General features: G+C 63.6%; 23 protein-coding genes and 2 pseudogenes. 7 read left to right on the top strand and 18 right to left on the bottom strand.

All coding sequences use genetic code 11. The annotated features are described in order from the left end of the window. Positions 1 to 33: 33 nt before the first annotated feature. The 4 genes from xerC to P0D70_RS07720 form a co-directional block, all read right to left on the bottom strand. Positions 34 to 957 carry a tyrosine recombinase XerC gene (gene xerC, locus P0D70_RS07735; protein WP_408183982.1) on the bottom strand — a complete coding sequence of 308 codons (924 nt, stop codon included), beginning with the start codon at positions 955 to 957 and terminating at the stop codon, positions 34 to 36. 28 nt (positions 958 to 985) lie between these two features. Then, positions 986 to 1,705 carry a DUF484 family protein gene (locus P0D70_RS07730; RefSeq protein ID WP_408183981.1) on the bottom strand — a complete coding sequence of 240 codons (720 nt, stop codon included), beginning with the start codon at positions 1,703 to 1,705 and terminating at the stop codon, positions 986 to 988. Between the two features lie 57 nt (positions 1,706 to 1,762). Beyond that, positions 1,763 to 2,650: a diaminopimelate epimerase gene (gene dapF / locus P0D70_RS07725; RefSeq protein WP_091797210.1), complete on the bottom strand. Its 888-nt coding sequence runs from the start codon at positions 2,648 to 2,650 to the stop codon at positions 1,763 to 1,765. Between the two features lie 92 nt (positions 2,651 to 2,742). Continuing rightward, positions 2,743 to 3,627, bottom strand: a complete 885-nt coding sequence (locus tag P0D70_RS07720; RefSeq protein ID WP_091797208.1) for a lipid A biosynthesis lauroyl acyltransferase — start codon at positions 3,625 to 3,627, stop codon at positions 2,743 to 2,745. Between the two features lie 277 nt (positions 3,628 to 3,904). Here P0D70_RS07720 and metK point away from each other — a divergent pair, with 277 nt between their 5' ends. Then, entirely contained in the window at positions 3,905 to 5,095 is a 1,191-nt protein-coding gene (gene metK / locus P0D70_RS07715; RefSeq protein ID WP_132376386.1) for a methionine adenosyltransferase, read from the top strand. A 184-nt stretch (positions 5,096 to 5,279) separates the two neighbouring features. Here metK and P0D70_RS07710 read toward each other — a convergent pair whose 3' ends face one another. Next, positions 5,280 to 5,645: a hypothetical protein gene (locus P0D70_RS07710; RefSeq protein WP_408184059.1), complete on the bottom strand. Its 366-nt coding sequence runs from the start codon at positions 5,643 to 5,645 to the stop codon at positions 5,280 to 5,282. A gap of 43 nt (positions 5,646 to 5,688) precedes the next feature. Between P0D70_RS07710 and P0D70_RS07705 the strand changes: the two genes are divergently transcribed. Together P0D70_RS07705 and P0D70_RS07700 are read left to right on the top strand one after the other, a co-directional pair. Continuing rightward, positions 5,689 to 5,811: a hypothetical protein gene (locus P0D70_RS07705; protein WP_408183980.1), complete on the top strand. Its 123-nt coding sequence runs from the start codon at positions 5,689 to 5,691 to the stop codon at positions 5,809 to 5,811. A 295-nt stretch (positions 5,812 to 6,106) separates the two neighbouring features. Then, positions 6,107 to 6,868: a phytanoyl-CoA dioxygenase family protein gene (locus P0D70_RS07700; RefSeq protein ID WP_408183979.1), complete on the top strand. Its 762-nt coding sequence runs from the start codon at positions 6,107 to 6,109 to the stop codon at positions 6,866 to 6,868. Positions 6,869 to 6,940: 72 nt separating this feature from the next. Here P0D70_RS07700 and P0D70_RS07695 read toward each other — a convergent pair whose 3' ends face one another. Beyond that, a complete protein-coding gene (locus P0D70_RS07695; RefSeq protein ID WP_091797202.1) occupies positions 6,941 to 7,147 on the bottom strand; it encodes a DUF3185 family protein in 207 nt (68 codons plus the stop codon). 215 nt (positions 7,148 to 7,362) lie between these two features. On the opposite strand from P0D70_RS07695, the gene mgrA reads away from it, so the two are divergent. Next, positions 7,363 to 8,406 carry an L-glyceraldehyde 3-phosphate reductase gene (gene mgrA, locus P0D70_RS07690; protein WP_091797200.1) on the top strand — a complete coding sequence of 348 codons (1,044 nt, stop codon included), beginning with the start codon at positions 7,363 to 7,365 and terminating at the stop codon, positions 8,404 to 8,406. Between the two features lie 64 nt (positions 8,407 to 8,470). On the opposite strand, the gene P0D70_RS07685 is transcribed toward mgrA, so the two are convergent. The 4 genes and pseudogenes from P0D70_RS07685 to P0D70_RS37095 form a co-directional block, all read right to left on the bottom strand. Further along, positions 8,471 to 8,656: a hypothetical protein gene (locus tag P0D70_RS07685; protein WP_091797197.1), complete on the bottom strand. Its 186-nt coding sequence runs from the start codon at positions 8,654 to 8,656 to the stop codon at positions 8,471 to 8,473. Between the two features lie 268 nt (positions 8,657 to 8,924). Continuing rightward, positions 8,925 to 10,148 (bottom strand): MFS transporter, encoded by a 1,224-nt coding sequence (locus tag P0D70_RS07680; protein ID WP_408184058.1) that lies wholly within the window; start codon positions 10,146 to 10,148, stop codon positions 8,925 to 8,927. Positions 10,149 to 10,252: 104 nt separating this feature from the next. Then, positions 10,253 to 10,775 (bottom strand): annotated as a pseudogene (locus P0D70_RS37100) (efflux RND transporter permease subunit); the annotation flags it as partial. Positions 10,776 to 10,887: 112 nt separating this feature from the next. Then, positions 10,888 to 11,097, bottom strand: a pseudogene (locus tag P0D70_RS37095) (efflux RND transporter permease subunit); the annotation flags it as partial. A gap of 421 nt (positions 11,098 to 11,518) precedes the next feature. Between P0D70_RS37095 and P0D70_RS07670 the strand changes: the two are divergent. Both P0D70_RS07670 and P0D70_RS07665 read left to right on the top strand, forming a co-directional pair. Continuing rightward, the gene (locus P0D70_RS07670; protein ID WP_007179664.1) at positions 11,519 to 11,731 is read left to right on the top strand and encodes a hypothetical protein; all 213 of its coding nucleotides are present in this window, start codon (positions 11,519 to 11,521) and stop codon (positions 11,729 to 11,731) included. A gap of 104 nt (positions 11,732 to 11,835) precedes the next feature. Next, a complete protein-coding gene (locus tag P0D70_RS07665; protein WP_091800889.1) occupies positions 11,836 to 12,864 on the top strand; it encodes a serine/threonine protein kinase in 1,029 nt (342 codons plus the stop codon). A 42-nt stretch (positions 12,865 to 12,906) separates the two neighbouring features. On the opposite strand, the gene P0D70_RS07660 is transcribed toward P0D70_RS07665, so the two are convergent. Further along, positions 12,907 to 14,808 carry a DUF3857 domain-containing transglutaminase family protein gene (locus P0D70_RS07660; RefSeq protein WP_408183978.1) on the bottom strand — a complete coding sequence of 634 codons (1,902 nt, stop codon included), beginning with the start codon at positions 14,806 to 14,808 and terminating at the stop codon, positions 12,907 to 12,909. A gap of 327 nt (positions 14,809 to 15,135) precedes the next feature. Between P0D70_RS07660 and P0D70_RS07655 the strand changes: the two genes are divergently transcribed. Continuing rightward, on the top strand, positions 15,136 to 15,876 hold the full coding sequence (locus P0D70_RS07655) for a PepSY-associated TM helix domain-containing protein (RefSeq protein WP_408183977.1): 741 nt from the start codon (positions 15,136 to 15,138) through the stop codon (positions 15,874 to 15,876). A gap of 86 nt (positions 15,877 to 15,962) precedes the next feature. Here the strand turns inward: P0D70_RS07655 and P0D70_RS07650 are convergent, their stop codons facing one another. The 7 genes from P0D70_RS07650 to P0D70_RS07620 all read right to left on the bottom strand — a co-directional run bounded on the left by P0D70_RS07650 (position 15,963) and on the right by P0D70_RS07620 (position 23,707). Continuing rightward, positions 15,963 to 16,985: an XdhC family protein gene (locus P0D70_RS07650; protein WP_408183976.1), complete on the bottom strand. Its 1,023-nt coding sequence runs from the start codon at positions 16,983 to 16,985 to the stop codon at positions 15,963 to 15,965. After that, on the bottom strand, positions 16,958 to 17,554 hold the full coding sequence (locus P0D70_RS07645) for an SRPBCC family protein (RefSeq protein ID WP_408183975.1): 597 nt from the start codon (positions 17,552 to 17,554) through the stop codon (positions 16,958 to 16,960). Before P0D70_RS07645 ends, P0D70_RS07650 begins: the two co-directional genes overlap by 28 nt. Beyond that, entirely contained in the window at positions 17,545 to 18,822 is a 1,278-nt protein-coding gene (locus P0D70_RS07640; RefSeq protein ID WP_408183974.1) for a vWA domain-containing protein, read from the bottom strand. The genes P0D70_RS07645 and P0D70_RS07640 overlap by 10 nt, the downstream gene beginning before the upstream one ends. A 5-nt stretch (positions 18,823 to 18,827) precedes the next feature. Then, the gene (locus P0D70_RS07635) at positions 18,828 to 19,715 is read right to left on the bottom strand and encodes an AAA family ATPase (RefSeq protein ID WP_091797183.1); all 888 of its coding nucleotides are present in this window, start codon (positions 19,713 to 19,715) and stop codon (positions 18,828 to 18,830) included. Positions 19,716 to 19,970: 255 nt separating this feature from the next. Continuing rightward, positions 19,971 to 20,768: an FAD binding domain-containing protein gene (locus tag P0D70_RS07630; RefSeq protein ID WP_408183973.1), complete on the bottom strand. Its 798-nt coding sequence runs from the start codon at positions 20,766 to 20,768 to the stop codon at positions 19,971 to 19,973. Between the two features lie 22 nt (positions 20,769 to 20,790). Beyond that, positions 20,791 to 23,172, bottom strand: coding sequence for a xanthine dehydrogenase family protein molybdopterin-binding subunit (locus P0D70_RS07625; RefSeq protein WP_408183972.1), 2,382 nt, complete (start codon positions 23,170 to 23,172; stop codon positions 20,791 to 20,793). A gap of 10 nt (positions 23,173 to 23,182) precedes the next feature. Beyond that, a complete protein-coding gene (locus P0D70_RS07620) occupies positions 23,183 to 23,707 on the bottom strand; it encodes a (2Fe-2S)-binding protein (RefSeq protein WP_408183971.1) in 525 nt (174 codons plus the stop codon). Positions 23,708 to 24,016: the final 309 nt, after the last annotated feature.

Here is a 24,016-nt window from a genome sequence, read left to right as displayed (position 1 = left end):
GAAGGCGGAGACTGCCTGCCGCGGGTCGCGGCGTCAGTCGCGTTTTTTAGCGCGCGGATGCGCCTGATCGTAGACGTGCGCGAGATGCTGGAAATCGAGCGCGGTGTAGACCTGCGTGGCGGTGATGCTGGCGTGGCCGAGCAGTTCCTGCACCGCGCGCAGATCGCCGCTCGACTGCAGCACGTGCGTGGCGAACGAATGCCGCAGCACGTGTGGATGCACGTTGGCGGGAATGCCGGCGACCAGCGCCGCGCGCTTCACGCGCTCACGCACCACGTTCGGCGACAGGCGATTGCCGCGCGCCGACAGAAAGAGCGGATGCGGATCGTGCCTCACCATCTGGTCGCGCACGGCGAGCCAGGCGTTCAAGGCCTCCAGCGCCTTGCTGCCGACCGGTACGACGCGGCGCCGGTTGCCCTTGCCGAGCACTTCGACTTCGGCCGAGTCGAGCTTGAGCCAGCCGGCCGAGCGGTAGCCGTCGGCATCGGCGAAACGGGCGTCGAGGCCGACCAGCTCGGCGAGGCGCAGCCCCGACGAGTAGAACAGTTCGAGCATGGCGTGATCGCGCAAACCTTCGGGCGATGCGGTGGGCGGACTTTCCATCAGTCGCGTGGCGTCGTCGACGGAAAGCGCTTTGGGCAGCGTTTTGGCCTGCTTCGGCGCGCGCACGGTCGCGACCGGATTGGCCGGCAGATCGACACGGCCGGCGAGCCAGCGGTAAAACGCACGCCATGCCGAGAGCCGGTGGCTGATCGAGCGCGCCGTCAGGCCGCCCGCGTGCGCGCGCGAAACGGCGCCGCGAATGTCCACGGCGGTGAGGCTTTCGAGCGGCCGGCCTTTGGCCAGCTGCTTGAGTTCTTCCAGTTCGTGGGTGTAGCCGCGCAGCGTATGTGCCGACAGCCGCCGCTCGTGTTCGAGATTCGACAGATAGGCGGCGATCGGGTCGGTGGCGGTCACGGTGATTTTCTGGCGGCTTTGGCAGCGCTCAGCGCGGCAGCAGACGGCTCAGCGCGGCGCTTGCGAGCGCGCCGATCTGCGTGAGGAAGTCGGTTGCCATGCCGTCGTGGAAGCGGCGCGCGTCGGGCGAACCCATCACGAGGAGGCCGAAGGTCGGCGCTTCTTCGTTGCCTTCCGGGTCGCGCAGCGCGAGCAAGGCGATCGATTCGGTGGCGTGCGCCGACTCGGACGCCGCGTGGCCCGCGCTGTCGTCGCTGACAGCCGCGACGGACGGCGCCAGCCACTGCGCGGCTTCGAAGCCGGTGTTCGCGCCGCAATACGGCGTGGTCAGGCTATTGGCGAAGATGCGTACTTCCTCGCCGACATGGCGCGCGAAGTCGGCCTGCGCATAAGGCTCGGCAATATCCCACACGCGCAGCGCCGCCTGCGGCACGTCGAAAATATCGCGCAGACCGGTGGCGATCGTGCGCGGCAGCGCATAGGGATCGCGTTCGGCCATCACGCGGATGGTCCAGCGGTTGAATTTCGACGCGATGCTGTCGTTCTCATGGCCGTAGCGCAGAAGTTCGGCGAGGCGGCGTTCGAGGTGTTTGTTCTTGTCGCGCAGCATTTCCATCTGCCGTTCCTGCAGCGACACCGCGGCTTTGCCGTGCGGATTCGCGAGCCGGATCGTCGCGAGCATTTCCGCGTGTTCGGCGAAGAATTCAGGGTTGGCGAGCAGGTATTCGGCGACTTCGCGATCGTTCATGGTTTCGGCTAATGGACTACGGGGCGACGCCTTGAGGCGGCGCATCGGTCAATGAGTTTATGCGGCCTGTGAATCCGCCAGGGCGTCGGCCAGTTCAATTTCGCCTTCGAAGACGGTCGCGGCAGGTCCGGCCATCAGCAGCGGCTCGTCGGCTTGCGTGCTGTTCCATGTGATGGTCAGTTTGCCGCCGTGCGTGTGCACCAGCACCGGCGCGTCGAGCAACCCGCGCCGGATGCCGGCCGCGACCGCCGCGCATGCGCCCGTGCCGCACGCGAGCGTTTCGCCCGCGCCGCGCTCGTACACGCGCAGCTTGATCTCGCTGCGACCGACGATCTGCATGAAGCCTGCGTTCACCCGCTGCGGAAAACGCGCATGGCGCTCGATCACCGGGCCTTCGACCAGCACCGGGAACGCTTCGACGTCGTCGACCACCTGCACGGCGTGCGGATTGCCCATCGACACCACGGAAATCCAGCGCGTCGTGCCGTTCACGTCGAGCGGCCAAAGCGTATCCGCGCCTTCGCGGCGGCCTTCGAGGCCTTTGGTGGCGAACGGCACGCGCTCCGGGTCGAACACGGGCGTGCCCATGTCGACCAGCACTTCGCCGTTTTCCTGCATGGTCAGCGTGATGGTGCCCTTTTGCACCTGCACGCGCACGCTGCGTTGATCCGTGAGGCCGCTATCGCGCACGAACTTGACGAAGCAGCGCGCGCCGTTGCCGCAATGCTCGACTTCGCCGCCGTCGCAATTGAAGATGCGATATCTGAAATCGACGCCGTCGACGGTGGGCTTTTCGACCAGCAGCAACTGATCCGCGCCGACGCCGAAATGCCGGTCCGCGAGCGCGCGCACCTGCGCCGGTGTCAGGTTGACCGGCTGGGTGTAGCCGTCGAGCACGACGAAGTCGTTGCCCGCGCCGTGCATTTTGGTGAATTTCAGTTTCATCACGCTATTGTAAGTGACGCGCCCGCAGGTGAGCCGAACCCCGCGTCATTTCCACATTCGGGCGCTTTTTTGCGGACCGCGTGGGCGGCGGTTCAATACACGCTCGGATCGCCCGGCGGCCGGGTCTTGAAACGCTTGTGCACCCAGTAGTACTGCTCCGGCATCAACGGAATCTGTTCTTCGAGGAACGCGTTCATGCGGCGGGCGTCTGCGTCGTCGTCGCCGGTCGGGTAGTTCTCCCACGGCTTGAATACCTTGAGCCGGTAGCCCTTATAGTTCGGCAGCACCTCGCCGATGAACGGCACCACTTGCGCGTGGCCGACCTTGGCGAGACGCCCCACCGCGGTCAGCGTACAGGTCGGCACGCCGAAAAACGGTACGAAGGTCGAATTGCGCGCGCCGTAGTCCATGTCGGCGCCGAGCATGACCGGTTTGCGCTCGCGCAGCCAGCGCAGCACGATGCGCGCACTGTCGGCGCGGCTCGCCATGTCCGCGCCGAAACGCGCGCGTGCCGCTTTGGCGACCTCTTCCAGCTCCGGGTTCGACATTGGCTGATAGAGCGAGCCGCAGCGGCGCTTGAGCGAATAGTTCAGGAAGATCGAGCCCGCCTCGATGCCGACGAAGTGAAAGCCGAGAAACAGCGTGGGCGGGAGGTTCGGGTCCGTCAGATCGATCGCGCTGTCGAGCTGGATCAATTTTTCGAGTTTCTTCGCCGAGCCGAACCATTGCACGCTGCGCTCCAGGTAGCTCCGGATCGCGTGGCGGAAATGCTTCTGCGCGACGTCTTCGCGGCGTTCGTCGCTCCATTCGGGGAAGCACAGCTTCAGGTTGATATGGACGATGCGCTTGCGACGGCTCGGGATCTGATACAGCAACCAGCCCAGCCCGTCGCCGAGACGCGCGATCAGGCCATACGGCAACAGTGCAAACAGTTTCAGCAGCCCGATCGCGAGTTTGGCGCCATAGCGGCTCAGCATGCCGCCTCCTGAAAAGAGGCGCTGCACGGGACGGGCTTCAGGAAAGCGGAAGAATTGACGTAATACCGCACTCGTAGACACTCTGTGACAATCAAAGGAAGTCGCTATAATAAGGGCTTCGCCGAGTTAATAGACAACTTGCGGGGCGAAGCCGGTGGCTGCAAACCATGTGATTTGCGCCTGTCGGTAAGGTAATCCGCTAAAGCGTCGCCGCTTCAAGGCTCCCGAAGCTGGCTACGTGAAACTCAACCGTAACCACAAAACAGGAGTCTGCAACGTGGCAAACGACTATCTCTTCACTTCCGAATCCGTCTCCGAAGGCCATCCCGACAAGGTCGCGGATCAGATTTCGGACGCCATTCTCGACGCCATTCTGGCGCAGGACAAATACTCGCGTGTCGCCGCGGAAACGCTGTGCAACACGGGTCTCGTCGTGCTCGCCGGTGAAATCACCACCACGGCGAACGTCGATTACATTCAGGTTGCGCGCAACACGATCAAGCGTATCGGCTACGACAATACCGACTACGGTATCGACTATCGCGGCTGCGCGGTGCTCGTCGCTTACGACAAACAATCGCCGGACATCGCGCAAGGTGTGGACCGCGCGCACGACAACAACCTCGATCAAGGCGCCGGCGACCAGGGCCTGATGTTCGGTTACGCGTGCGAAGAAACGCCGGAACTGATGCCGCTGCCGATTCACCTGTCGCACCGTCTGGTGGAGCGTCAGGCAAATCTGCGCCGTGACGGCCGTCTGCCGTGGCTGCGTCCGGACGCGAAGTCGCAAGTCACCGTGCGTTATGTCGACGGCAAGCCGCATTCCATCGACACCGTGGTGCTGTCCACGCAGCATTCGCCGGACATCGATCTGGGCACGCTGCGCGAAGCGGTGATCGAAGAAGTCATCAAGCCGACGCTGCCGGCCGAGCTGATCAAGGGCGACATCAAGTTCCTCGTGAACCCGACCGGCCGTTTCGTGATCGGCGGTCCGCAAGGCGATTGCGGTTTGACCGGCCGCAAGATCATCGTCGATACGTACGGCGGTGCTGCACCGCACGGCGGTGGCGCGTTCTCGGGCAAGGACCCGTCGAAGGTTGACCGTTCGGCGGCCTACGCCGGCCGTTATGTCGCGAAGAATATCGTGGCCGCGGGTCTCGCTTCGCGCTGCCTGATTCAGGTGTCGTACGCGATTGGCGTTGCCCAGCCGACTTCGGTGATGGTCAACACGTTCGGCACGGGCCGCGTGTCGGATGCGACCATCACGCGTCTAGTGCAGGAGCATTTCGACCTGCGTCCGAAGGGCATCATCCAGATGCTCGACCTGCTGCGCCCGATCTACGAGAAGAGCGCGGCCTACGGTCACTTCGGCCGCGAAGAGCCGGAATTCACGTGGGAATCCACGGACAAGGCTCTGGCGCTTGCCGAAGCCGCCGGCACGGAACCGGTTGCCGCGCTCGCCGAATAAGCGCGCGCCGTCCGTATCAGCAAAAAACCCCGCCAGCGCGAGCCTGCGGGGTTTTTTATTGCCTTTGCCAATCGATAAACCGCGTTGCCACGCGATCGGCCGAAGGCTTCACCGGCGACGAAGCCTTCGTGTCGTCAATGCGGCGCATGAGTCGCGCCGGTTCAGCAAAGCGTTCTGAATCGCCTCAACGGCTCGCAAACGCGAACGCGAACCAGGCGGTGCTGCCGTTCGTCGACATGCGACGCGGACGGCGGCTCGTGTTCTGCGGCACGGCGACCGCTGCGCGCGGCGCGGCGAGGCGCAGCGGCGTCGGTTTGCGCAGCAGCGTACGCAGCGAGAAGCGGCGCGAGCTGCCTTGCAGGCGCAGCGCGGAGAAGAACGTATTGAACCAGGTGCGAATGCCGTCGACGGCTTTGGCATCGCGCCATTGTTCGCCCAGCGCGCGAGTGCGCGTGGCATGGTGACGCAGCGCGCGCACGACATGGCGACGCGCCGGACGTGCCGCCTTGAGTGCGGCGCGGGTAAGACGGGTGCTCAGGAGAGTATGCATGGCTTCACTGGTAGGCAACGTGTCGCGCGACGGAATGTGCGCCATGAGGAGCACCAAATGTGCCAATGGCGGCGTCGCAATGAACGGCGCGAAAGCCTGGAATTCGATGGAAAAGTGCACGGAATACAGCGGAGTCGGCCTTGGCGGCCTCGACGCGGCGCAATAGTGCGGGAATGACGATCAACATGCAGCGCAGGTTACACGCGATTCATGACGTCAGAAAGTCGGTTTTTACCCTGCGAATAGGGGTTTTTACGGAGCAAATCCCGATTTGCCGCAGCGCCGGTCGCGCCCTTTGAGGGCGATTATCGTGCGTGCTTGCCCATTCAATGTGCCGCTCGGTTGCGCACCCGCATGAAAGTAGTGCGTAAGACTGCCGCTTCCGGATAGTGAAACAGCACACTGCGCGATCGCGCCCGTTTTACAATCGAGCATCAGCTAGTCGACAGTAACGGAACACCATGTCATTCCATTCCAAGAAAGAGCAGATTCAAACGTTGCGGGAGCAGGGTTTTGTCGTGGTGCCCGGATTGGTGTCGCCCGAGCGCTGCGAAGAACTGAAACAGATCGCGCAGCGTCAGTTGGATGAAGCGGCTGCTCCGATCGAGTTCGAAGCGGATCTGCAGTATCCCGGCGCGCCCACGTCCAAGCAGGCACCTGGCGGCCATACGGTGCGGCGGCTGCTGGATGCGTACGGACGCGATCCAAGCTTTGCGCAGTGGGCGACCGCGCCGGAAATTCGCGGCTGGATGGAATTGTATTTCGGCGAAGAGCCGCGCCTGTCGCGCGCGCACCATAACTGCATGATGACCAAGCATCCTGCGTACGGCAGTTTGACCGGCTGGCATCGCGACGTGCGGTATTGGTCGTTCGAGCGCGACGATCTGGTTTCGGTGTGGCTCGCGGTCGGTTCGGAGACGGTGGATAACGGCGCGCTGTGGATGGTGCCGAAGTCGCACAGCGCCGCATTCACATCCGACCGGTTCGATCAGGCCAAATTCTTCCGCTCCGATCTGGAAGAGAATCAGGAATGGATTCGCACTGCGGTCTCACCTGAACTCAAAGCCGGCGACGTGGTGTTCTTCCACTGCAATACGCTTCATTCGGCCGGCAAGAACATCACCGATCAGGTGAAGTTCTCGCTGGTGTACACCTATCACGGTGCGAGCAATGTACCGTTGCCGGGAACCCGTTCGGCAGCGAAGCCCGAGGTAGCGTTCTAGTTTTTTGGGTTCCTGACGGCGCCTTGGGTTTTCGTTCGCGAAACCCGAAGCGCCGCGTGGCCGCGCAGGCGGTTATCGCTTGCGGCCCGACAAAGCCATGCCGGTCAATCCGGCGATCGTGGCGATAACGCCGCCCACGATCAGCATGATCGCCTTGTTGCTCGGCGAACCGGTAAAGACGCGCGAGACGTCGCTGCTCACCGAATTGAACGCCTGCCCGCCGAAATACAGCAGCACGATACCGCCGACAATCAACGCGATGGAAATCGCCTTTGTCATCTACCTCTCCCATGAGCCTGAATCGGGCAAAGTGTAGGGGAGCCGCAAGCAATCGTCCATCCCGCATACTGGGCGTCTGCATGCTTCACTTCGATTCGCTACCATAGCGGTCTGGCCGCATCCCCACTTACAAAAACAGAGCGGCACGCCTCCCGCAGCATGCAATTGCCCATGCCCGCACTGGTCGGGCGCCTTCAACATCAAGGACACTAGCAATGGCTTACGAAGCAGCTTCAGAACGCTATTCGGACATGCAGTACCGCGTCTGCGGCAAGTCGGGTCTCAAACTGCCGGCGCTGTCGCTCGGTTTGTGGCACAACTTCGGCGACACTACGCCGATCTCCACGCAGCGCGACATCCTGCGCACGGCTTTCGACCTGGGTATCACGCACTTTGACCTCGCCAACAACTACGGGCCGCCGTACGGTAGCGCCGAGACCAATTTCGGCCGCCTCTTCAAGGACGACTTCAAGCCGTATCGCGATGAACTGCTGATTTCGTCGAAGGCCGGTTGGGACATGTGGCCGGGTCCGTATGGGCAAGGCGGCGGTTCGCGCAAGTACGTGCTCGCGAGTCTCGATCAGAGCCTGCAACGCATGGGCCTCGATTACGTCGATATTTTCTACTCGCATCGTTTCGATGCCGATACGCCGCTCGAAGAAACCGCGGGTGCGTTGGCGAGCGCCGTGCAGCAGGGCAAGGCGCTGTACATCGGTATCTCGTCGTACTCGGCCAGCAAGACGCTTGAAATGACGAAGCTGCTCGCCGAATACAAGGTGCCGCTGCTGATTCATCAGCCCGCGTACAACATGCTCAACCGCTGGATCGAACACGAGCTGCTGGATACGCTGGAGAAGGTCGGCGCGGGCTCGATCGCGTTCACGCCGTTGGCTCAGGGTCTGCTCACCGGTAAATACCTGAACGGCGTGCCGGAAGACGCGCGCGTCAACAAGCCGGGCGGCGGCTCATTGAAGCAGGAGCATTTGAGCGCGCAGAACATCGAGCACGTGCGCAAGCTCAACGACATCGCGCAACGTCGCGGTCAGAGCCTCGCTCAGATGGCGCTCGCGTGGGCATTGCGCGATCCGCGCGTGACTTCCGTGCTGATCGGCGCGAGCCGCGCGGAGCAGGTGCGTGAGAACGTAGGCGCATTGAAGAACCTCGCGTTCTCGAAGGACGAGCTCGCTGAGATCGACCGCTACGCGACCGAAGGTGGCATCAACTTGTGGGAAAAGCCCTCCACGGATCAGGCGATCTGATCCCCGCGCCTTTGTCGTTCACGCCATAGAAACAGTCAAGCCGCCCACGGGCGGCTTTCTTCATCTAGACGAGCGCCGGCAAACCTTCGACCAGCACGACCGCGAACACCACGCCGAGCAGCGCGCCAAGCACGCGCAGCGCGTTGTGCCGGAATTCCGTCTTGCAGGGAAGCGCACCGACAAACAAAGCCCCGGCCAACGCCATCGGAATGACCAGGATGAAATCGCCGATCGTGAAGTAGGTCGTCATTCTCGTCTCCTTATAATTACCGGCGAAGACGGCGGCTCGATTTATGGAGTCATGCACCGCCCACGCTCGATTTGAGTATAGGAGACAGTCAGGTCGCCGTAGCGATGCTTTGCGGCGCTGCAGCGGCTATTCGCAAGCCGCTGAACCCTGTGCCGCTTAGGCCGCGACGATTGCCGCGTCGCAGCAAATACGCTGAAAAAAATGAAGTGTTTGCTTACGACGGCCTTACTTTTCGGCGTCTTTCAATGCGAGTCGGGTCACCAAGCGGTCATGCGCGAGCTTGTTCGTGTGCGCGCAAACGTGCCGCTGCAACGAGGCCGACGACGAGCAAAGCGCCGACCAATCCGACGACGCCGTTCCATCCGTAATTTGCCCACACGTGGCCGCCATACGAGCCGACCACGCTCGAACCGATGTAATACGCGAGCAGATACAGCGCGGCGGCCTGGCCTTTGGCCTCTTTGGCAAGACGTCCGACCCACCCGCTCGCCACCGAGTGTCCGGCGAAAAAGCCGAACGTCACACACGCGATGCCGGCCGCAATCGCCGTCAGCGGATGCAGCATGGTGAGCGCGACACCGAGCGCCATCAACAGCAAGCTGCCGGTGAGCACGCGCGCGCGGCCGAAGGCGTCGGCCATGCGTCCCGACCACGGCGAGGCGACCACGCCCGTCAGATACACGATAAAGATCGCGCCGATCTCCGTCTGATCCAGCCGGTAGGGCGGCGCCAGCAAGCGGTAACCAAGGTAGTTGTAGAGCGTGACGAAGCTGCCCATCAGCACGAAGCCGAGCAGGAACAGCAAAGGCAAGCCGGGTCGCCTGAATTGCTTGAAGAGGGCGGTTCGGTGGTGCGTGAAACCGAGTCCGCGCCGCGGCACGAAATGACGCGACGGCGGCAACAGCGTGCGAAACGCGAGCATCGACAGAAGGCCGAGTACGCCGATCGTGCCGATCGCGACGCGCCACGAAAACAGATCCGCGACGACGCCGGTAATCACACGCCCGGCCATCCCGCCGATCGCCGTGCCGCCGACGTAGAGCCCCATCGCGAGGCCGAGACCGTCGGGGTGCACTTCTTCCGCGAGATAGGCCATCGCGACGGCGGGCACACCGCCGAGCGCGAGACCTTCGAGCGTGCGCAGCACGAGCAATTGATGCCAATGCGGCGCGATCGACACGCCGATAGTCGCGAGCGCGGAAAGGGTGAGCGACAGCGTCATCAGTTTGTGACGGCTCCAGCCTTCCGAAATGAAGCCGGCCGCGAACACGGCGACCGCGAGCGCCGCCGTGGTCAGCGAAAGCGACAGGCTGCTCTGTGCCGGCGTCACGTTGAACGCCGTCGAAAATGACGGCAGCAGGGGCTGCACGCAATAAAGGAGTGAGAAGGTCGCGTAGCCGGCGAACAGCAGCGCGATGCTGGCGCGCCAGTACGCGCGTGTGCCGCGTTCGAGGTAGGGGATGTTGGACAAAGCGGAAGCGGTTGAAGAAATGGACGAAGCGGAAGCCGCCGAAGCAGAGGTGTGGGGAGAGTCCGGAAGCGGAGTCACGAAACAATCTCCTCAGGCATGCAGCTGACACAAAAGAGTTAAGGATACGCTGAAAAATCCGTGCGCGTCGCGTCGCCGTGTTCGAGCAACTGCTCGCGCGCGAAGCTGATGACGAGAATCGAGTTGGCGGTCGTGATGCCGATACACGGTCTGCACCTGACCGCGCACTTCGATGGTCGAGCTCTTCGGCAGATTGGCCTTGACGTCGTCGATGATCTTGCTCATGTCGTTGGACACGCCGCCGAGATCGCGGCCGTCGGCGGTGCCGAAAATATCGATGGTGGTCTGCGCGTTGTAGCGCGTGAGCGTCGCGTTGCCCGCTTCGCGCTTCATGGTGGCAAGCGAACCGAGACCATTGTTGCGTCCGTTCGCGGTCAGTGGAATGTTCGCGAGCGATTGCAGCGAATCGATCGTGTATTGCGGCGCTTCGATGATCACGTTATCGCTCCCGCCGTTGCGCGGATTGAGCCAGAACGTCGGCGTGCTTTGCTGGCTGCCGGACAACGTGATCAGCAGATTGCTCGCGACGTCGCGTTGCGAGAAGCCGGCTTGCTGTGCACGCGTGCGGTCTTGATGCCTGAAACCAGCAAGCCGATGCTGTCGATGATCGACTGCAACTCGCCGGCCGCTATCAACCGACGGATGCGCGTATCGACACGCGAGGAACACCAGAATGCGCACCGAGCGCAAGGCCGCCGAGCGTCGTGATGTTGATGGTTTCGCCGAGCATGGAGAGCGCGATGATCGACGTGATCATCGACAGCGGAATCGACACGGTGATGATCGGCGTGGCGCGCCAATTGCCGAGAAGCAGCAGAATCATCAGACCTGTCAGGCATGCTGCAATTAGCGCCTCGCGCAGCACGCCTTGCACCGAAGCGCGCACGAATACCTATCGACCATGATCGGCCGCTACCTGCCGCCATATGGAGCGGCGCGTGGCGGGCGTGACGTGTGCCGCCGTGGCCCGAGCCGGCTGGCTCGGCGGGCCGATCGAACAAATGGTCCAGTTGGTGCACGATTTTGATATCTCACCCCAGCAGGGTTTATGATGGTCTCGTTGCGACGCGTTACGCTCCGAATCATCGGTCGGTCGCGCCGTAATGGGAATAGGGCGAAACGACGGCTAAAGACCCTCGAGTTCGCGCTTTCCCCGGCCCCGCAAAACGGGAACAATGACTCGAACCTCTCACGCGTATCACGCGCAGCAGATTGGGTGCGTACGCAACGTTATCGGCGGAGCGACGCTTTTATCATCACCTTGACCGGCATGGAAACCATAAAGCCGGCTATGGGAGAAACGGGGAAACATCATGCAAATCGGTTCCATTGTCCGATCGGTGCATATCGCCGTGCCGCAAGGCGCGCGCGGGATCGTCATGCGCATTCTCGGCGACATGGCCATGGTGGCGTGGTATGCCGGCGAGCCCGGCGCTTCGCTGCAACTGAACACTGAACCCTTTTTCCTTGAAGACCTGATCGATACGGGCGAGTTGGTGCGACCGTCGAGCGCGCAGATGCATTGAAGGCAGTTTGAGTGCACGCCGTGTGCAAGTTGTAAGCCGCGGGTGGTTCCGCGTTGTGTGCTGTCGCTCTCGTCTTTGACGGCGGCGCGGCGCACAATGCGGGCATGAACGACGACATCCTCGATCCACAGGACAGCGCTAGCAGCGCTGTACCTTTCGCCCGGCTCAAGCCGGAAATCGTGCTCGACGCGCTCGACAGCGTGCTCAGCACGGTCGGTGTGCGCACCGACGGTCGCATGCTGCCGCTCAACAGCTACGAGAACCGCGTGTACCAAGTCGGCGTGGAAGACGGCCCGCCCGTGGTCGCGAAGTTCTACCGCCCCGAGCGCTGGAGCGACGCCGCCATTCTCGAAGAACATGCCTTTGTTGCCGATCTCGCCGCGCGCGAGATTCCGGCAGTGCCCGCGCGCGCTTTCGAGGGCCGCACACTGCATACCTTCGACGGTTTTCGCTTCTCCATCTTCGAGCGTCGCGGCGGCCGCGCACCGGATCTCGACAGGCCCGACACGCTCGAATGGCTCGGGCGGTTCATCGGCCGCATTCATGCGGTCGGCCAGACGCAGAACTATATCGAGCGACCTACGCTCGATATCAACACGTTTGGTTACGAGCCGCGCGACTTCCTGCTCGCCCACCGTTTCGTGCCGGACGACGTGCGCACTGCGTGGGAAACCGTGGTGAATCTCGCGCTCGAAGGTGTCGAGCGTGCGTTCGAACGAGCGGGCGACATCCGCATGTTGCGAATGCATGGCGACTGCCATCCGAGCAATGTGCTGTGGACCGACGCGGGGCCGCATTTCGTCGACTTCGACGACAGTCGCATGGGACCGGCGGTGCAGGATTTGTGGCTGTTGCTGCCGGGCGAGCGCGCCGAAGCGTCGCGCGCGCTGGCGGATCTGCTCGCCGGCTATGAAGACTTCTGTGACTTCGAGCCGCGCGAACTCTATCTCGTCGAAGCGTTGCGCACGCTGCGGCTGATTCACTATCAGGCCTGGCTCGCGCGGCGCTGGGACGACCCGGCATTCCCCGCGGCGTTTCCGTGGTTCAACACGCAGCGTTACTGGGAAGAGCGCATCCTCGAGTTGCGCGAGCAACTCGGTGCGATGCAGGAAGGGCCGCTCTGGCCCGTTTGAACGCAGCGCCGCTTCATGGCATGCGCTAGCTGTCGCGGGCGCTCAGGGCGCCTGCGACGCAACGCTCGACGACTCCACCAGCGTCGATCTGACAATCACTTCCGCCCGCACGTCGCGCCCGATTGCTTCGATCGCGGGGCGCATCTGCGCAAAGTCGTCGGGCGTGCAGACGTCGCTATCGAAATGCGTGGCGCCGTCGCGCGTCATCGTGACGACGTTGCTGGGCTGATCGAATGTGTACTGCGACTGGAAATCGACAAAGCGGCCTTGGGTGCGTTTTGCTTCCGGCATGTCGAGCACGCGAAAATTGGCGGGTAACTCGATGCGCGCGCGTTCATGCAACGCCAGGTTATGGCAAACGAACGGCTGCGTGCGCTGGCGCTCGCCGAGCCAGTAACGCGTATCCGCCGCGAAGCCGCCTGCGAGACTCGTCAGCGCCGGAATCGATGCCGCCGCGCCAGGCACCACGAGATTTTCCAGCGTGCCTTTCATCGTGATGATGAGCGGGCCGTCGGCGACGGTGAGGTCGTTCGTGGTGAGCGTGGCGGCGCCGCGCAGATTGGCGCCGCGCAATTCGGCCTGGATCGACTCCTCGCGTTGCGCGGGCGTCTGCGTGCGCAACATGGCGCGCGTCTGTTCGGTGGAAGCGCCGGCCGCTTTCAGCCGATAGATGAAGCTCGCCGAGCCATCCGGTTCGACCTTGATCGATAGATCGGTGCTGCGCGTCATGGTTGCGGTGGCGGGCGTACGCGAGAGCACGCCCTCGCCGACGAGCACGGTCGGCCGGTTCATATCGGACGACGGCAGGAAACCGAACTCGACATTCGACGCGGTCGAGTCCGCGTATTGCTGCAAATCCGGCAGCCACGTGATGACGTGATTGATGACGCCGTAGCCCGGCACGCTCGGCAGCGTGTAGATCGTGCCGCTGCTGATCAAGGCCGGTTCGTTGCGCACGCCGGCCGCGTCGAGCAGCGCGCCGTAGAGCGCCACGTGATCCTTGCAATCGCCGTAGCGGTTCGCGAGCACCGCGCTCGCGCTGTGCGGCACCACCGCGCCGCGTCCGACGTTGATCGCCACGTAGCGCACATTGCGGCGTACCCAGTCATACAGCGTCTTGGCCTTGTCGCGCGGCGCGCGGTCGTGCGCGGTGAGCTGCTGCGCGAGACGCACGACGGCGGCGTCTCGCGCGCCCGCGTCCGTCGCCGATTCGCGGTAGGTTGCGGCGAACGCGGCATAGTCCGGGAAGGTCGAGACCATCAGCCGGTCGCCATACGACACGTAGGCAACCGAGCCGCGTTCCAGTCGGCTGAAATGGGCTCTGTCGTAGCGATATTCGTAGCGCGTGCGGCCGTCGCGCGTCACGGGTTGCACAACGGTGAAGCCGCGCGCGTCCGCGTAAAGCGGCTTGCCGGCCGGGAGATCGTAGATCAGGCGGAAGTTGAGAGTTGGCGCGAGATCGGGCGGTGTGAAGTCGCTGAATTCGCCGGGCACGATCGGCTGCTTCTGCGTCTTGCGATAGGTGAGATGCACGCGCGCGCCTGGCTCCACCGCGGGAAACACGATCACTTTTTCCTGGATGTCCTGAAACATCGGCGCGTCGAACGAGCGGGCTTCCTGCACGTCGCGGATCTGCTCAGGCTGCACGTCGTGACGTACGCCGTCGACGGTGGTCGTGTAGGCCTCGAGGATCTGTACGTCCGCCATGTTGCGGTTGAACCAGACATATTGCTGCGCCACCCGCGCGACGCCCGCTTCGGTATTCACGTGCAGCGTCATCGAATCGAGCTTCGAGTAGGAGCCGTCGGCGTTCACGGTGAAGGTCTGCGTCTCGCCTTCGTTGGTATAGGGATCGTCCAGCCTCGCCTGGACGCTCGCGCTCGCGCCGGGGATGCCGACGAGCCAGCCGACAGAGACAAGAAAGACAAGAGAAGAGAGGCGCATGGCAGGCAGGTATCCGAACGAGGCGTTGACGGGATCGCCAGTTAGAGTCGGTTTGCGCCGCGCCAATGTCAAGCGGATGTCGCGCGTCGGGATTGAGCAAATACCCTGTTTATGTAATGATATCCATTCTCAACTAAAAGGCGTCGCCAGCTTCCTGTCACATTTCTCCTCTGTGACTGCCAGCCAGCCTCTCGGCCGGAGCACCTGGCCCGCAAGCCGGGTTGTCCGGTCCTTCCTTTTCGACACCTCTTTGACCGCTGCCGGTGAGCGGGCGCTTTGTCGCCGCGTGCCCGCGACGGATCATCTTGCTGCGCCTGGAGCCTGGATTTGAACGCGCCTGAATCAATCGATATGCAACCCGCCGCTGGTCAGGGCACGCAATACACCGCTCACACGCCGCAACGCGGCCATCATCTGATGGACGACGCCGAGCAGGCCGCGCGGCGTCAGCGTTCGCGCCGCGCGAATTTCATCAAGTGGCTGCGCAAGGTGCATGGCTGGGTCGGTCTGTGGGGCGCGGTGCTGGGCCTGCTGTTCGGCGCGACCGGGTTCCTCCTGAACCACCGAGGTGGCCCGTTGAAGGTGTCGTCGGGTGAGCCGCAGGTGGAAGAAATGCAGATTCCCGTGCCGCACGAACCGCTGCGTTCGCCGATGGAACTGGCGAAGTGGCTCAAAGCCGAACTGAAGATCGACGGCAAGCCGGGCAGAACCAGGCGCGAGCCGGCGCATCCGGTGGCGTGGGGCGATCGCAGCACGATGCAGCCGGAATTCTGGCAAGTCGGCATCATGGGACCTGCACAGAGCGTGCAGGCCGAATACTGGGTGGGCAACGGCTTCGTCGCGGTGAAACGCACGCACAACTCGTTTCTCTCGACGATGAACAACCTGCACAAAGGCGTGGGGCTAAGCGTCGGCTGGGTGCTGCTGATCGACACGATCGCCGGCAGCATGATTCTGCTTTCGCTGACCGGTGTCCTGCTGTGGACCGAGTTGAACAAGCGCCGCGTGGTGGGCGTCGTGCTGGTGGGCGGGTCGGTGATCGCCGCAGTGGTGTGCGGCTTGATGTAAGCGGGTTGTTGCGCCGCGCGGCGTCGCGGTGCGCGGATAGGCGCAGCGGCGGCTGAAGGCAGCGCCGCGCGCAGACAGTATTCCCGTTAAACGCTACAGGCCGTTCCGCCGGAAGCCGCAATCTCACGCGCAGCCTTGGCGCCTTCGACCTGAAGCAAGGTGGGCAGAGAAACACCGTTCTTGGCCGCCGTCACTTCGGCAAGAATCGAAACCGCGATCTCAGGCGGCGTTCTGCTGCCGATATAAATTCCCACCGGTCCATGCAAGCGGGCCAACTCGGTATCGTTCAGATCGAACTCCTTGAGGCGTTCGCGCCGCGCCTGGTTGTTCCTGCGCGAACCCAACGCGCCGACGTAAAACGCCGGCGTCTTCAACGCTTCCATCAGCGCGAGATCGTCGAGCTTCGGGTCGTGCGTCAGCGCGATCACCGCGCAGCGCTCGTCGAGCTTCATCTCGATCACCGTATCGTCGGGCATGGTCCGCACGATCTTCGTGCCGGGGATGTCCCACTCCTCGGTGTATTCCTCACGCGGGTCGCACACGGTGACCTGATAATCGAGCCCGACTGCGATATGGCACAGATAGCGCGACAACTGCCCCGCGCCGATCACCAGCATGCGGTAACGCGGTCCGTGAATCGTCAGCAGACGTTCGCCGTCGAAATGCACGCCGTCCGTTGCCTGCGCGTTTTCCAGCCGCACCGCGCCGCTCGCCATGGTCACTTCGCGGGCGACGAGGCGGCCGTTCTCCACGGCGCTGCACAGTTCGGCAATGCCGCTTTGCGCCGTTATCGGTTCGAGCACCAACTGAATCGTGCCGCCGCACGGCAGGCCGAAGCGGTGCGCTTCCTCCGCGGTGATGCCGTACTTGACCGCTTCGGGTAGCACCTGCTCGATACCGCGTTGCCGCACCCGGTCGATCAGATCGTCTTCAATGCAACCGCCCGACACCGAGCCGACCACCAGCCCATCGTCGCGCACTGCGAGCATCGCGCCCTCGGGACGCGGCGACGAGCCCCATGTCTTCACCACCGTGACCAGTAGCGCGCGATGTCCTTCTTCCAGCCAACGTGCGCTGGACTTCAGGACTTCGAGATCCACGCTGTCCATGATTTCTTCCTTTTCGTTGCGTCGCCGCCGGACTCGCCGTCCGCGGCTTCATTCGATGCTGTATTGTGCGGCGCCGTTTGATCGGCTGCATTTTCATCGCCGTCCGGGGGCGCCGTGCCTTCGCCGTCGGCGCCTAGCCGCGCGCCGAAGCGCTTGAAGAATTCACCCGCGATTTTACGCGCGGCGCCGTCGACGAGCCGCGAGCCGATCTGCGCGAGCTTGCCCCCGACCTGTGCGCTCGCCGTATAGGTGAGCTTCGTGACGGCCTCGCCGTCGGCTTGGAGCGAAACGTGCGCGTTGCCCTTGGCAAACCCCGCTGCGCCGCCCTGGCCTTCGAACACGATGCTGTACGAATTGGGCGCCTCGATGTCGGTGAGTTGCATGCGTCCCTTGAAACGCGCCTTGACCGGGCCGACCGCGGCGCTCAGCGCCACCAGGTAGGCGTTCTCACCGTCCGGATCGATGCTCTCGCAGCCGGGAATGCAGCCGCGCAGAATCTCCGTGTCGTTCAGCGCTTCCCATGCGCGTTGCTGCGAAACGGGAAGCGTATGGGTTTCGGTCAATTCCATGGTGTCGCTCCTGCGGCAGCCCTGACGCCGGCGCTGCGACGAGGCGCGCGCGTGAGTTGCGCGAGGTCGCGGCCGAACGCCGTCAGGCTGTCTAGATTATGAACCGGACGATGCGCGTCGACATACGGCAGGATTGCCTGTACGCCGCGCGCCTTCGGAGAAAAGCCGCTGAAACGCAGCAGCGGATTGAGCCACACGATACGGTGTGCGAAGCGGTGCAGGCGGGCCATCTCGGTGTCGAGCACATCGATCGCTTCGTGATCGAGGCCGTCGGTGACGAGCAGCACCGTGGCACGACCGGTCAGCACGCGCCGTGCCCAGCGGCGGTTGAATTCGGCGAGCGCCGCGCCGATCCGCGTGCCGCCTGACCAGTCGACCACCTGCTCGGTGAGCGTCGCGATCGCCACATCGGGGTCGCGCTCGCGCAGCGCGCGCGTGGCGTTGGTGAGGCGCGTGCCGAACAGAAACACCTGCAGCCGTTCGCGCGACTGCAGGAGCGCATGGCAGAAATACAGCACCGCGCGCGAATAGCTGCTCATGGAGCCGGAGATGTCGAGCAGCAACACGAGCGGCGGTTTGCGCTCGACCACCGCGCGATACTTCCACACCGTCCAGTCGCCGCCCGCGCGCACGGCGTGCCGGGCGCTCGCGCGCAAGTCCGCATGCGTGCCGTGCGAAGAGGCTTTCAGGCGGCGCGTCGGCTCGGTTGCGAGCGGCAGACGCTGGCCGCGGATCAGATGACGCAAAGTGCGCCATTCGTCGGCGGAAAGCGTGTCGAAATCGCGATGACGCAGGCGCTCTTCCGCGCTGAAGGTGACGTGCGCACGCAGTTCGTGTTGTTCGGTTTCCTGTGGCGCCTTGCTGTGCGGTGACGGCGGCGCGCGCACGGCCAGCGCGTCGGCGAGACGGTTGTTGCGTTTGGGCGGCGGCAGACCGTCCCGCACTTTCGGCAGTAGCAGCGCGCGCAGCTTGCCTTCCCAATCGGGATCGCGCCAGAAGAGGTCGAACGCGGCGTTGAACAGATCGCGTTCGTCCGGCGCCGAGACCAGTGACGCGGCCAGCGCGGCGCGCACGTCGTCGCGGCGGCCCAGATCGATCCAGTGCAGCGCGGCGAGCGCGTCGACGGCTTGGGCGGGCGACATCGGCAAGCCGGCACCGCGTAGCAGCCGTACAAAATGGACCACGTTGCGCGCGAGCGTGGGTGTGTCGTCGAGCGGTGTGCTATGGCCCGAGGCGCCGCTGTTACCTGCGTCGAATGAGTTCGTCATGCTGGCTATCCAGGCGCGGCGAGACACTGCGCGATTTGCGCGGCATCGACGCGCGCCAGATCGTCCTGATACTTGAGCAGCACGCCGAGCGTGTTGTGCACGGATTGCGGATCGAGCTCGGTGACCGATAGCGCCTCCAACGCGCGGCACCAGTCGATCGTTTCGGCAATGCCGGGCGCCTTGAACAGATCCATGCCGCGCAGCTGATGAACGAAATCGACCGCCCGCCGCTGCAATTCCGCCGAAGTCTGCGGCGCGCGAGCGGCGACGATCTCCAGTTCACGATCGCGCTCCGGATAGCCGATCCATTGATACAGGCAACGGCGCTTCAACGCGTCGTGCACTTCGCGCGTGCGGTTCGAGGTCATCACGACGAGCGGCGGCTGCTCCGCGCGGACCGTCCCGTATTCGGGAATCGATACCTGGAAGTCCGAAAGCAATTCCAGCAGAAAGGCTTCGAACGGCTCGTCGGCACGGTCGATCTCGTCGATCAGCAATACACGCCGTGCGCCGGGATGATTTTCATCGGGCATTAGCGCTTGCAGCAGCGGGCGCTTCAGCAGGAATTCGCCGCGATACAGGGTGTCGTTGTCGGGACGCTCGCCAGCGGCTTCGGCAAGACGCAGCGCCATGATTTGCCGCGGATAGTCCCATTCGTAGAGCGCGCTCGCCGTGTCGAGACCTTCATAACATTGCAGCCGCAACATCGAGGTGCCGAGCATGCCCGCCGCTGCCTTGGCGAGTTCGGTCTTGCCGACGCCCGGCTCGCCTTCGACGAACAACGGCCGTTCCATGCGCAGCGCGAGATACAGCGCGGTCGCCAGCTCGCGGCTGGCGAAATAGCTCTGGGCGGCGAGTTGGGCGAGGGTGTCGTCGATTGAAGCGGGCTGCATGGAGTTCCTGAATCTGCGCAAGGAAGGGTGGCTGGAGAAACGTGGCCGATGAAGCGAAGCCAACGAAGCGAAGCCAACGAAACGAAGCCAACGAAACGAAGCCAACGAAACGAAGCCAACGAAACGAAGCCGCCGAAGCGAAGCCGATCAAGCGAAGTAACGAAGCGACGCGACGCGCCGTCGGCGCACCTGAGCGAATGCGGCTGACGTGCCCGTGCGAGCGCAGGCACGTCAGCCGCGAGCAGCGAAGAACAGCTAAGCGTTCGCCTTCGTCACCGCGCGCGCGGCCAGCACCGGAATCAGATGCGCGCGGTATTCGGCGCTCGCGTGCATGTCGGTGTTCAGGTCGGCGGCCGACACAGTCACCGCGCGTGCAGCCTCGGGCGTGAAGTTCGCCGACAGCGCGCTTTCCAGTTCAGGCACACGAAACACCGAAGACGCCGCGCCCGTCACCGCGACGCGCACACCGCTCGCAAACTTCGCGACGAATACGCCGACCAACGCGAAGTGCGAAGCGGGATTGCGGAATTTCTCGTACGCCGCGCGCTCCGGCACTGGAAACTCCACGGCGACGATCAGCTCGTCGGGCGCCAACGCCGTCTCATACATGCCGACGAAGAAATCGCTCGACGCAATGCGCCGCCGGTCCGTCACAATCGTCGCGTCCAACGCCATGGCAGCGGCCGGATAACAGGCGGCCGGATCGTTGTTGGCGAGCGAGCCGCCTATCGTGCCGAGCGCGCGCACCTGGCGATCGCCGATATGCGCGGCGAGATCCGCGAGCGCCGGGGATACGCGCCGCAGTTCCGCGTGATCCGCGACGTCCGCATGGCATACGGCGGCGCCGATCGTCACCGTTTTTCCGTCGACGGTAAACGACTTGAGCGCGGGAATGCGTGTCACGTCGATCAATTGTGACGGCTGCGCGAGACGCAGACGCATGGTGGGCAGCAGGCTTTGGCCGCCGGCCAGAAACTTCGCGTCGCTGTCGGCGGTGAGGAGGGCGGCGGCCGCTTTGGGATCCGTCGCGCGTTGATACTCGAATGAATACATGTCGAATGCTCCGCTCAGGATCTCAATGGGGTTGCTTGGCCGCGTGAATCGCGGACCACACGCGATGCGGCGTCGCCGGCATTTGCAGGTCGGTCACGCCGAGCGGCGCGAGCGCGTCCAGGATCGCGTTGATCACCGCCGGCGGTGAGCCGATCGCGCCCGCTTCGCCGCAGCCTTTCACGCCGAGCGGATTGTGCGTGCACGGTGTGCCCTTGGCGGTTTCGACGGTGAAGTTCGGCAGATCGGACGCATGCGGCATTGCGTAGTCCATGTACGAGCCGGACAGCAACTGGCCGCTCTCGTTGTCGTATACGCAGCGCTCCAGCATCGCCTGGCCGATGCCCTGAGCGAGCCCGCCATGCACCTGGCCTTCGACGATCATCGGATTGATCACGTTGCCGAAGTCGTCCACTGCGGTGAACTGCTGGATGCGGCACACGCCTGTTTCCGGATCGACTTCGATCTCGCAGATGTACGCGCCCGACGGATAGGTGAAGTTGGTCGGATCGTAGAACGCGCTTTCTTCAAGGCCTGGTTCGAGCACGTCGAGCGGATAGTTGTGCGGCACGTACGCGGCGAGCGAAATCTCGGCAAACGCCTTGGTGCGATCCGTGCCCGCGACGCGGAATACGCCGTCCTTGAATTCGATATCTTCCGCCGCGGCTTCGAGCAGGTGTGCGGCGATCATCTTCGCTTTGGTTTCGATCTTGTCGAGCGCCTTCATGATCGCCGAGCCGCCGACCGCGATCGAGCGCGAGCCGTATGTGCCCATGCCGAACGGAATGCGGCCGGTGTCGCCGTGGACGATCTCGACACTTTCCAGCGCAATGCCGAGCCGGTCGGCCACCACTTGCGCGAAGGTCGTTTCGTGTCCCTGGCCGTGGCTATGCGAACCCGTGAACACGGTGACCGAACCGGTGGGATGGACGCGAATCTGACCGACTTCGAACAGGCCGGCTCGCGCGCCCAATGCGCCCGCGATATTCGACGGTGCGAGACCGCAGGCTTCGATGTAGCACGAATAGCCGAGGCCACGCAGCTTGCCGTTCTTTTCGGATTCCTGTTTGCGCGCGGCGAAGCCTTTGACGTCCGCGAGTTCGAGCGAACGCGCGAGAATCGTCTCGTAGTCGCCGGTGTCGTAGGTGAGGCCGACGGGCGTCGCGTACGGAAACTCGCGGATGAAATTGCGGCGGCGAATCTCCGCCGGATCGAGCTTCATTTCGCGCGCGGCGGTTTCGACGAGGCGCTCCACGACATATGTCGCTTCGGGGCGGCCCGCGCCGCGATAGGCATCCACGGGAACGGTGTTGGTAAACACCGCTTTCACTTCCGCGTAGATCGCGGGCGTGGTGTACTGACCCGCGAGCAGCGTCGCATACAGAATGGTCGGCACGCTCGACGCGAACGTGGACAGATACGCGCCCATGTTGGCGGTCGTATGGATGCGCATGCCGAGGAACCTGCCGTCCGCGTCCAGCGCCAGTTCGGCTTTGGTCACGTGATCGCGGCCGTGCGCGTCGGAGACGAACGCTTCCGAGCGCTCGGCCGTCCACTTGACCGGACGGCGGATTTTCTTTGACGCCCAGGTGAGCGCGACGTCTTCGGCATACAGGAAGATCTTCGATCCGAAGCCGCCGCCCACGTCCGGCGCGATCACACGCAGTTTCGATTCCGGTAGCGAGAGCACGAATGCGGCCATCAGCAGGCGTTCCACGTGCGGATTCTGATTCGCGACGTAGAGCGTGTAGCTGTCGTCCTGCACCGAATAGCTCGCGTTGACCGCGCGCGGTTCGATTGCGTTCGGAATGAGCCGGTTGTTGACGATGTCGAGCGTGGTGACGTGCGCGGCTTTGGCGAAGGCGGCGTCGGTTGCGGCTTTGTCGCCGTGGCCCCAGTTGTAGCAGACGTTGTCCGGGACTTCGTCGTGAACCGCGGGCTGGCCGGCGTCTGCTGCATGCGCGGTGTCCACCACGGCGGGCAGCACGTCGTAGTCGACTTCGATCAATTCGGCGGCGTCTTTCGCGGCCTTGATCGAATCGGCGATCACGAGTGCGACCTGGTCGCCGACGTGACGCACTTTCGTATGCGCGATGATCGGATGCGGCGGCTCGTTCATCGGTTTGCCGTCGGTGCTGTGAATCAGCCAGCCGCACGGCAGCCCGCCGACGTTGTCGGCCGCCATGTCCGCGCCGGTGAAGATCGCGACCACGCCGGGCGACTGTTTGGCCGCGGCGGTATCGATGCTGTTGATCTTCGCGTGCGCGTAGGGCGAGCGCAGGAACACGGCGTAGGTTTGCTGGGGCAGGACGATGTCGTCGGTGTACTGACCGTTGCCGGTCAGGAACCGATAGTCTTCCTTACGTTCGACGGAAGCGCCGATCAGATGGGTTTCGGGTGCGTTCATCGTCGGCTCCTCAGGCAGTGGCCGGTGCATTGGCTTGCGCGTTCGCGGCGGCGTTGGCCGTGCCGGCGGACTTCATGCCCTCGGCGCCTTCGAGCACTGCCTTGACGATGTTGTGATACCCCGTACAGCGGCACAGATTGCCGTCGAGTTGGGCGCGCACGTCGTCGCCGGTGAGATTCGGCTGGCGCTGCACGAGCGAAACCGCGCTCATCACCATGCCGGGGGTGCAGAAGCCGCATTGCAGTCCGTGGCAGTGTTTGAAGGCTGCCTGCATGGGATGCAGCGCGCCGTCTTTGGCGAGTCCTTCGATGGTGGTGATCTCCGCGCCTTCGGCTTGCACTGCGAGGATGTTGCAGGCTTTGATCGCGCGTCCGTTCAGATGGACAGTGCATGCGCCGCACTGGGCCGTATCGCAGCCGACGTGCGTGCCGGTGAGCCGGAGTTGATCGCGAAGGAACTGGACTAGCAGTGTGCCAGGGTCGATTGAGGCGCTGATGGGCGCGCCATTCACCGTCAGACTGATGCTGATCGCCATGAAGTTGTCTCCTTATGGGGTGAGACCGGACCTTCCGTTTTGTTGTTCGCCTTCAGCTGCCTGTTCGTGGGTCCGATGAGGGTGCTGCGGTTTTTTTATGGGGCTGCCGAAAAGTAAAGCACAAATTGGGCTGGGGCGCTATGAGGGGTTTTTTGTTTGCTCGGCGGGTTGTGGCTTTGTTCTTTCGGGTTTTGGCCTTTCCTTGAATTCCTGGTGGTCTATTGGCGTTGCCCCTGTGCGGGGCGGCACTCACTTTCTTTGCCTGCCGCAAAGAAAGTAAGCAAAGAAAGCGGCTTCACACCGCCAGCC

Source organism: Paraburkholderia sp. RL17-381-BIF-C (assembly GCF_046026435.1).
In the GTDB taxonomy this organism is placed as follows: domain Bacteria; phylum Pseudomonadota; class Gammaproteobacteria; order Burkholderiales; family Burkholderiaceae; genus Paraburkholderia.
This window is presented reverse-complemented; position numbering and strand designations above follow the sequence as displayed.

Bases quoted from the DNA above. Each gene is read 5' to 3' on its own strand.
- P0D70_RS07730 (WP_408183981.1), bottom strand. From the start codon at position 1,705: ATGAACGATCGCGAAGTCGCCGAATACCTGCTCGCCAACCCTGAATTC.
- dapF (WP_091797210.1), bottom strand. From the start codon at position 2,650: ATGAAACTGAAATTCACCAAAATGCACGGCGCGGGCAACGACTTCGTC.
- P0D70_RS07720 (WP_091797208.1), bottom strand. From the start codon at position 3,627: ATGCTGAGCCGCTATGGCGCCAAACTCGCGATCGGGCTGCTGAAACTG.
- P0D70_RS07710 (WP_408184059.1), bottom strand. From the start codon at position 5,645: ATGCATACTCTCCTGAGCACCCGTCTTACCCGCGCCGCACTCAAGGCG.
- P0D70_RS07705 (WP_408183980.1), top strand. From the start codon at position 5,689: ATGAGGAGCACCAAATGTGCCAATGGCGGCGTCGCAATGAACGGCGCG.
- P0D70_RS07700 (WP_408183979.1), top strand. From the start codon at position 6,107: ATGTCATTCCATTCCAAGAAAGAGCAGATTCAAACGTTGCGGGAGCAG.
- P0D70_RS07695 (WP_091797202.1), bottom strand. From the start codon at position 7,147: ATGACAAAGGCGATTTCCATCGCGTTGATTGTCGGCGGTATCGTGCTG.
- mgrA (WP_091797200.1), top strand. From the start codon at position 7,363: ATGGCTTACGAAGCAGCTTCAGAACGCTATTCGGACATGCAGTACCGC.
- P0D70_RS07685 (WP_091797197.1), bottom strand. From the start codon at position 8,656: ATGACGACCTACTTCACGATCGGCGATTTCATCCTGGTCATTCCGATG.
- P0D70_RS07670 (WP_007179664.1), top strand. From the start codon at position 11,519: ATGCAAATCGGTTCCATTGTCCGATCGGTGCATATCGCCGTGCCGCAA.
- P0D70_RS07665 (WP_091800889.1), top strand. From the start codon at position 11,836: ATGAACGACGACATCCTCGATCCACAGGACAGCGCTAGCAGCGCTGTA.
- P0D70_RS07660 (WP_408183978.1), bottom strand. From the start codon at position 14,808: ATGCGCCTCTCTTCTCTTGTCTTTCTTGTCTCTGTCGGCTGGCTCGTC.
- P0D70_RS07650 (WP_408183976.1), bottom strand. From the start codon at position 16,985: ATGGACAGCGTGGATCTCGAAGTCCTGAAGTCCAGCGCACGTTGGCTG.
- P0D70_RS07645 (WP_408183975.1), bottom strand. From the start codon at position 17,554: ATGGAATTGACCGAAACCCATACGCTTCCCGTTTCGCAGCAACGCGCA.
- P0D70_RS07640 (WP_408183974.1), bottom strand. From the start codon at position 18,822: ATGACGAACTCATTCGACGCAGGTAACAGCGGCGCCTCGGGCCATAGC.
- P0D70_RS07635 (WP_091797183.1), bottom strand. From the start codon at position 19,715: ATGCAGCCCGCTTCAATCGACGACACCCTCGCCCAACTCGCCGCCCAG.
- P0D70_RS07630 (WP_408183973.1), bottom strand. From the start codon at position 20,768: ATGTATTCATTCGAGTATCAACGCGCGACGGATCCCAAAGCGGCCGCC.
- P0D70_RS07625 (WP_408183972.1), bottom strand. From the start codon at position 23,172: ATGAACGCACCCGAAACCCATCTGATCGGCGCTTCCGTCGAACGTAAG.
- P0D70_RS07620 (WP_408183971.1), bottom strand. From the start codon at position 23,707: ATGGCGATCAGCATCAGTCTGACGGTGAATGGCGCGCCCATCAGCGCC.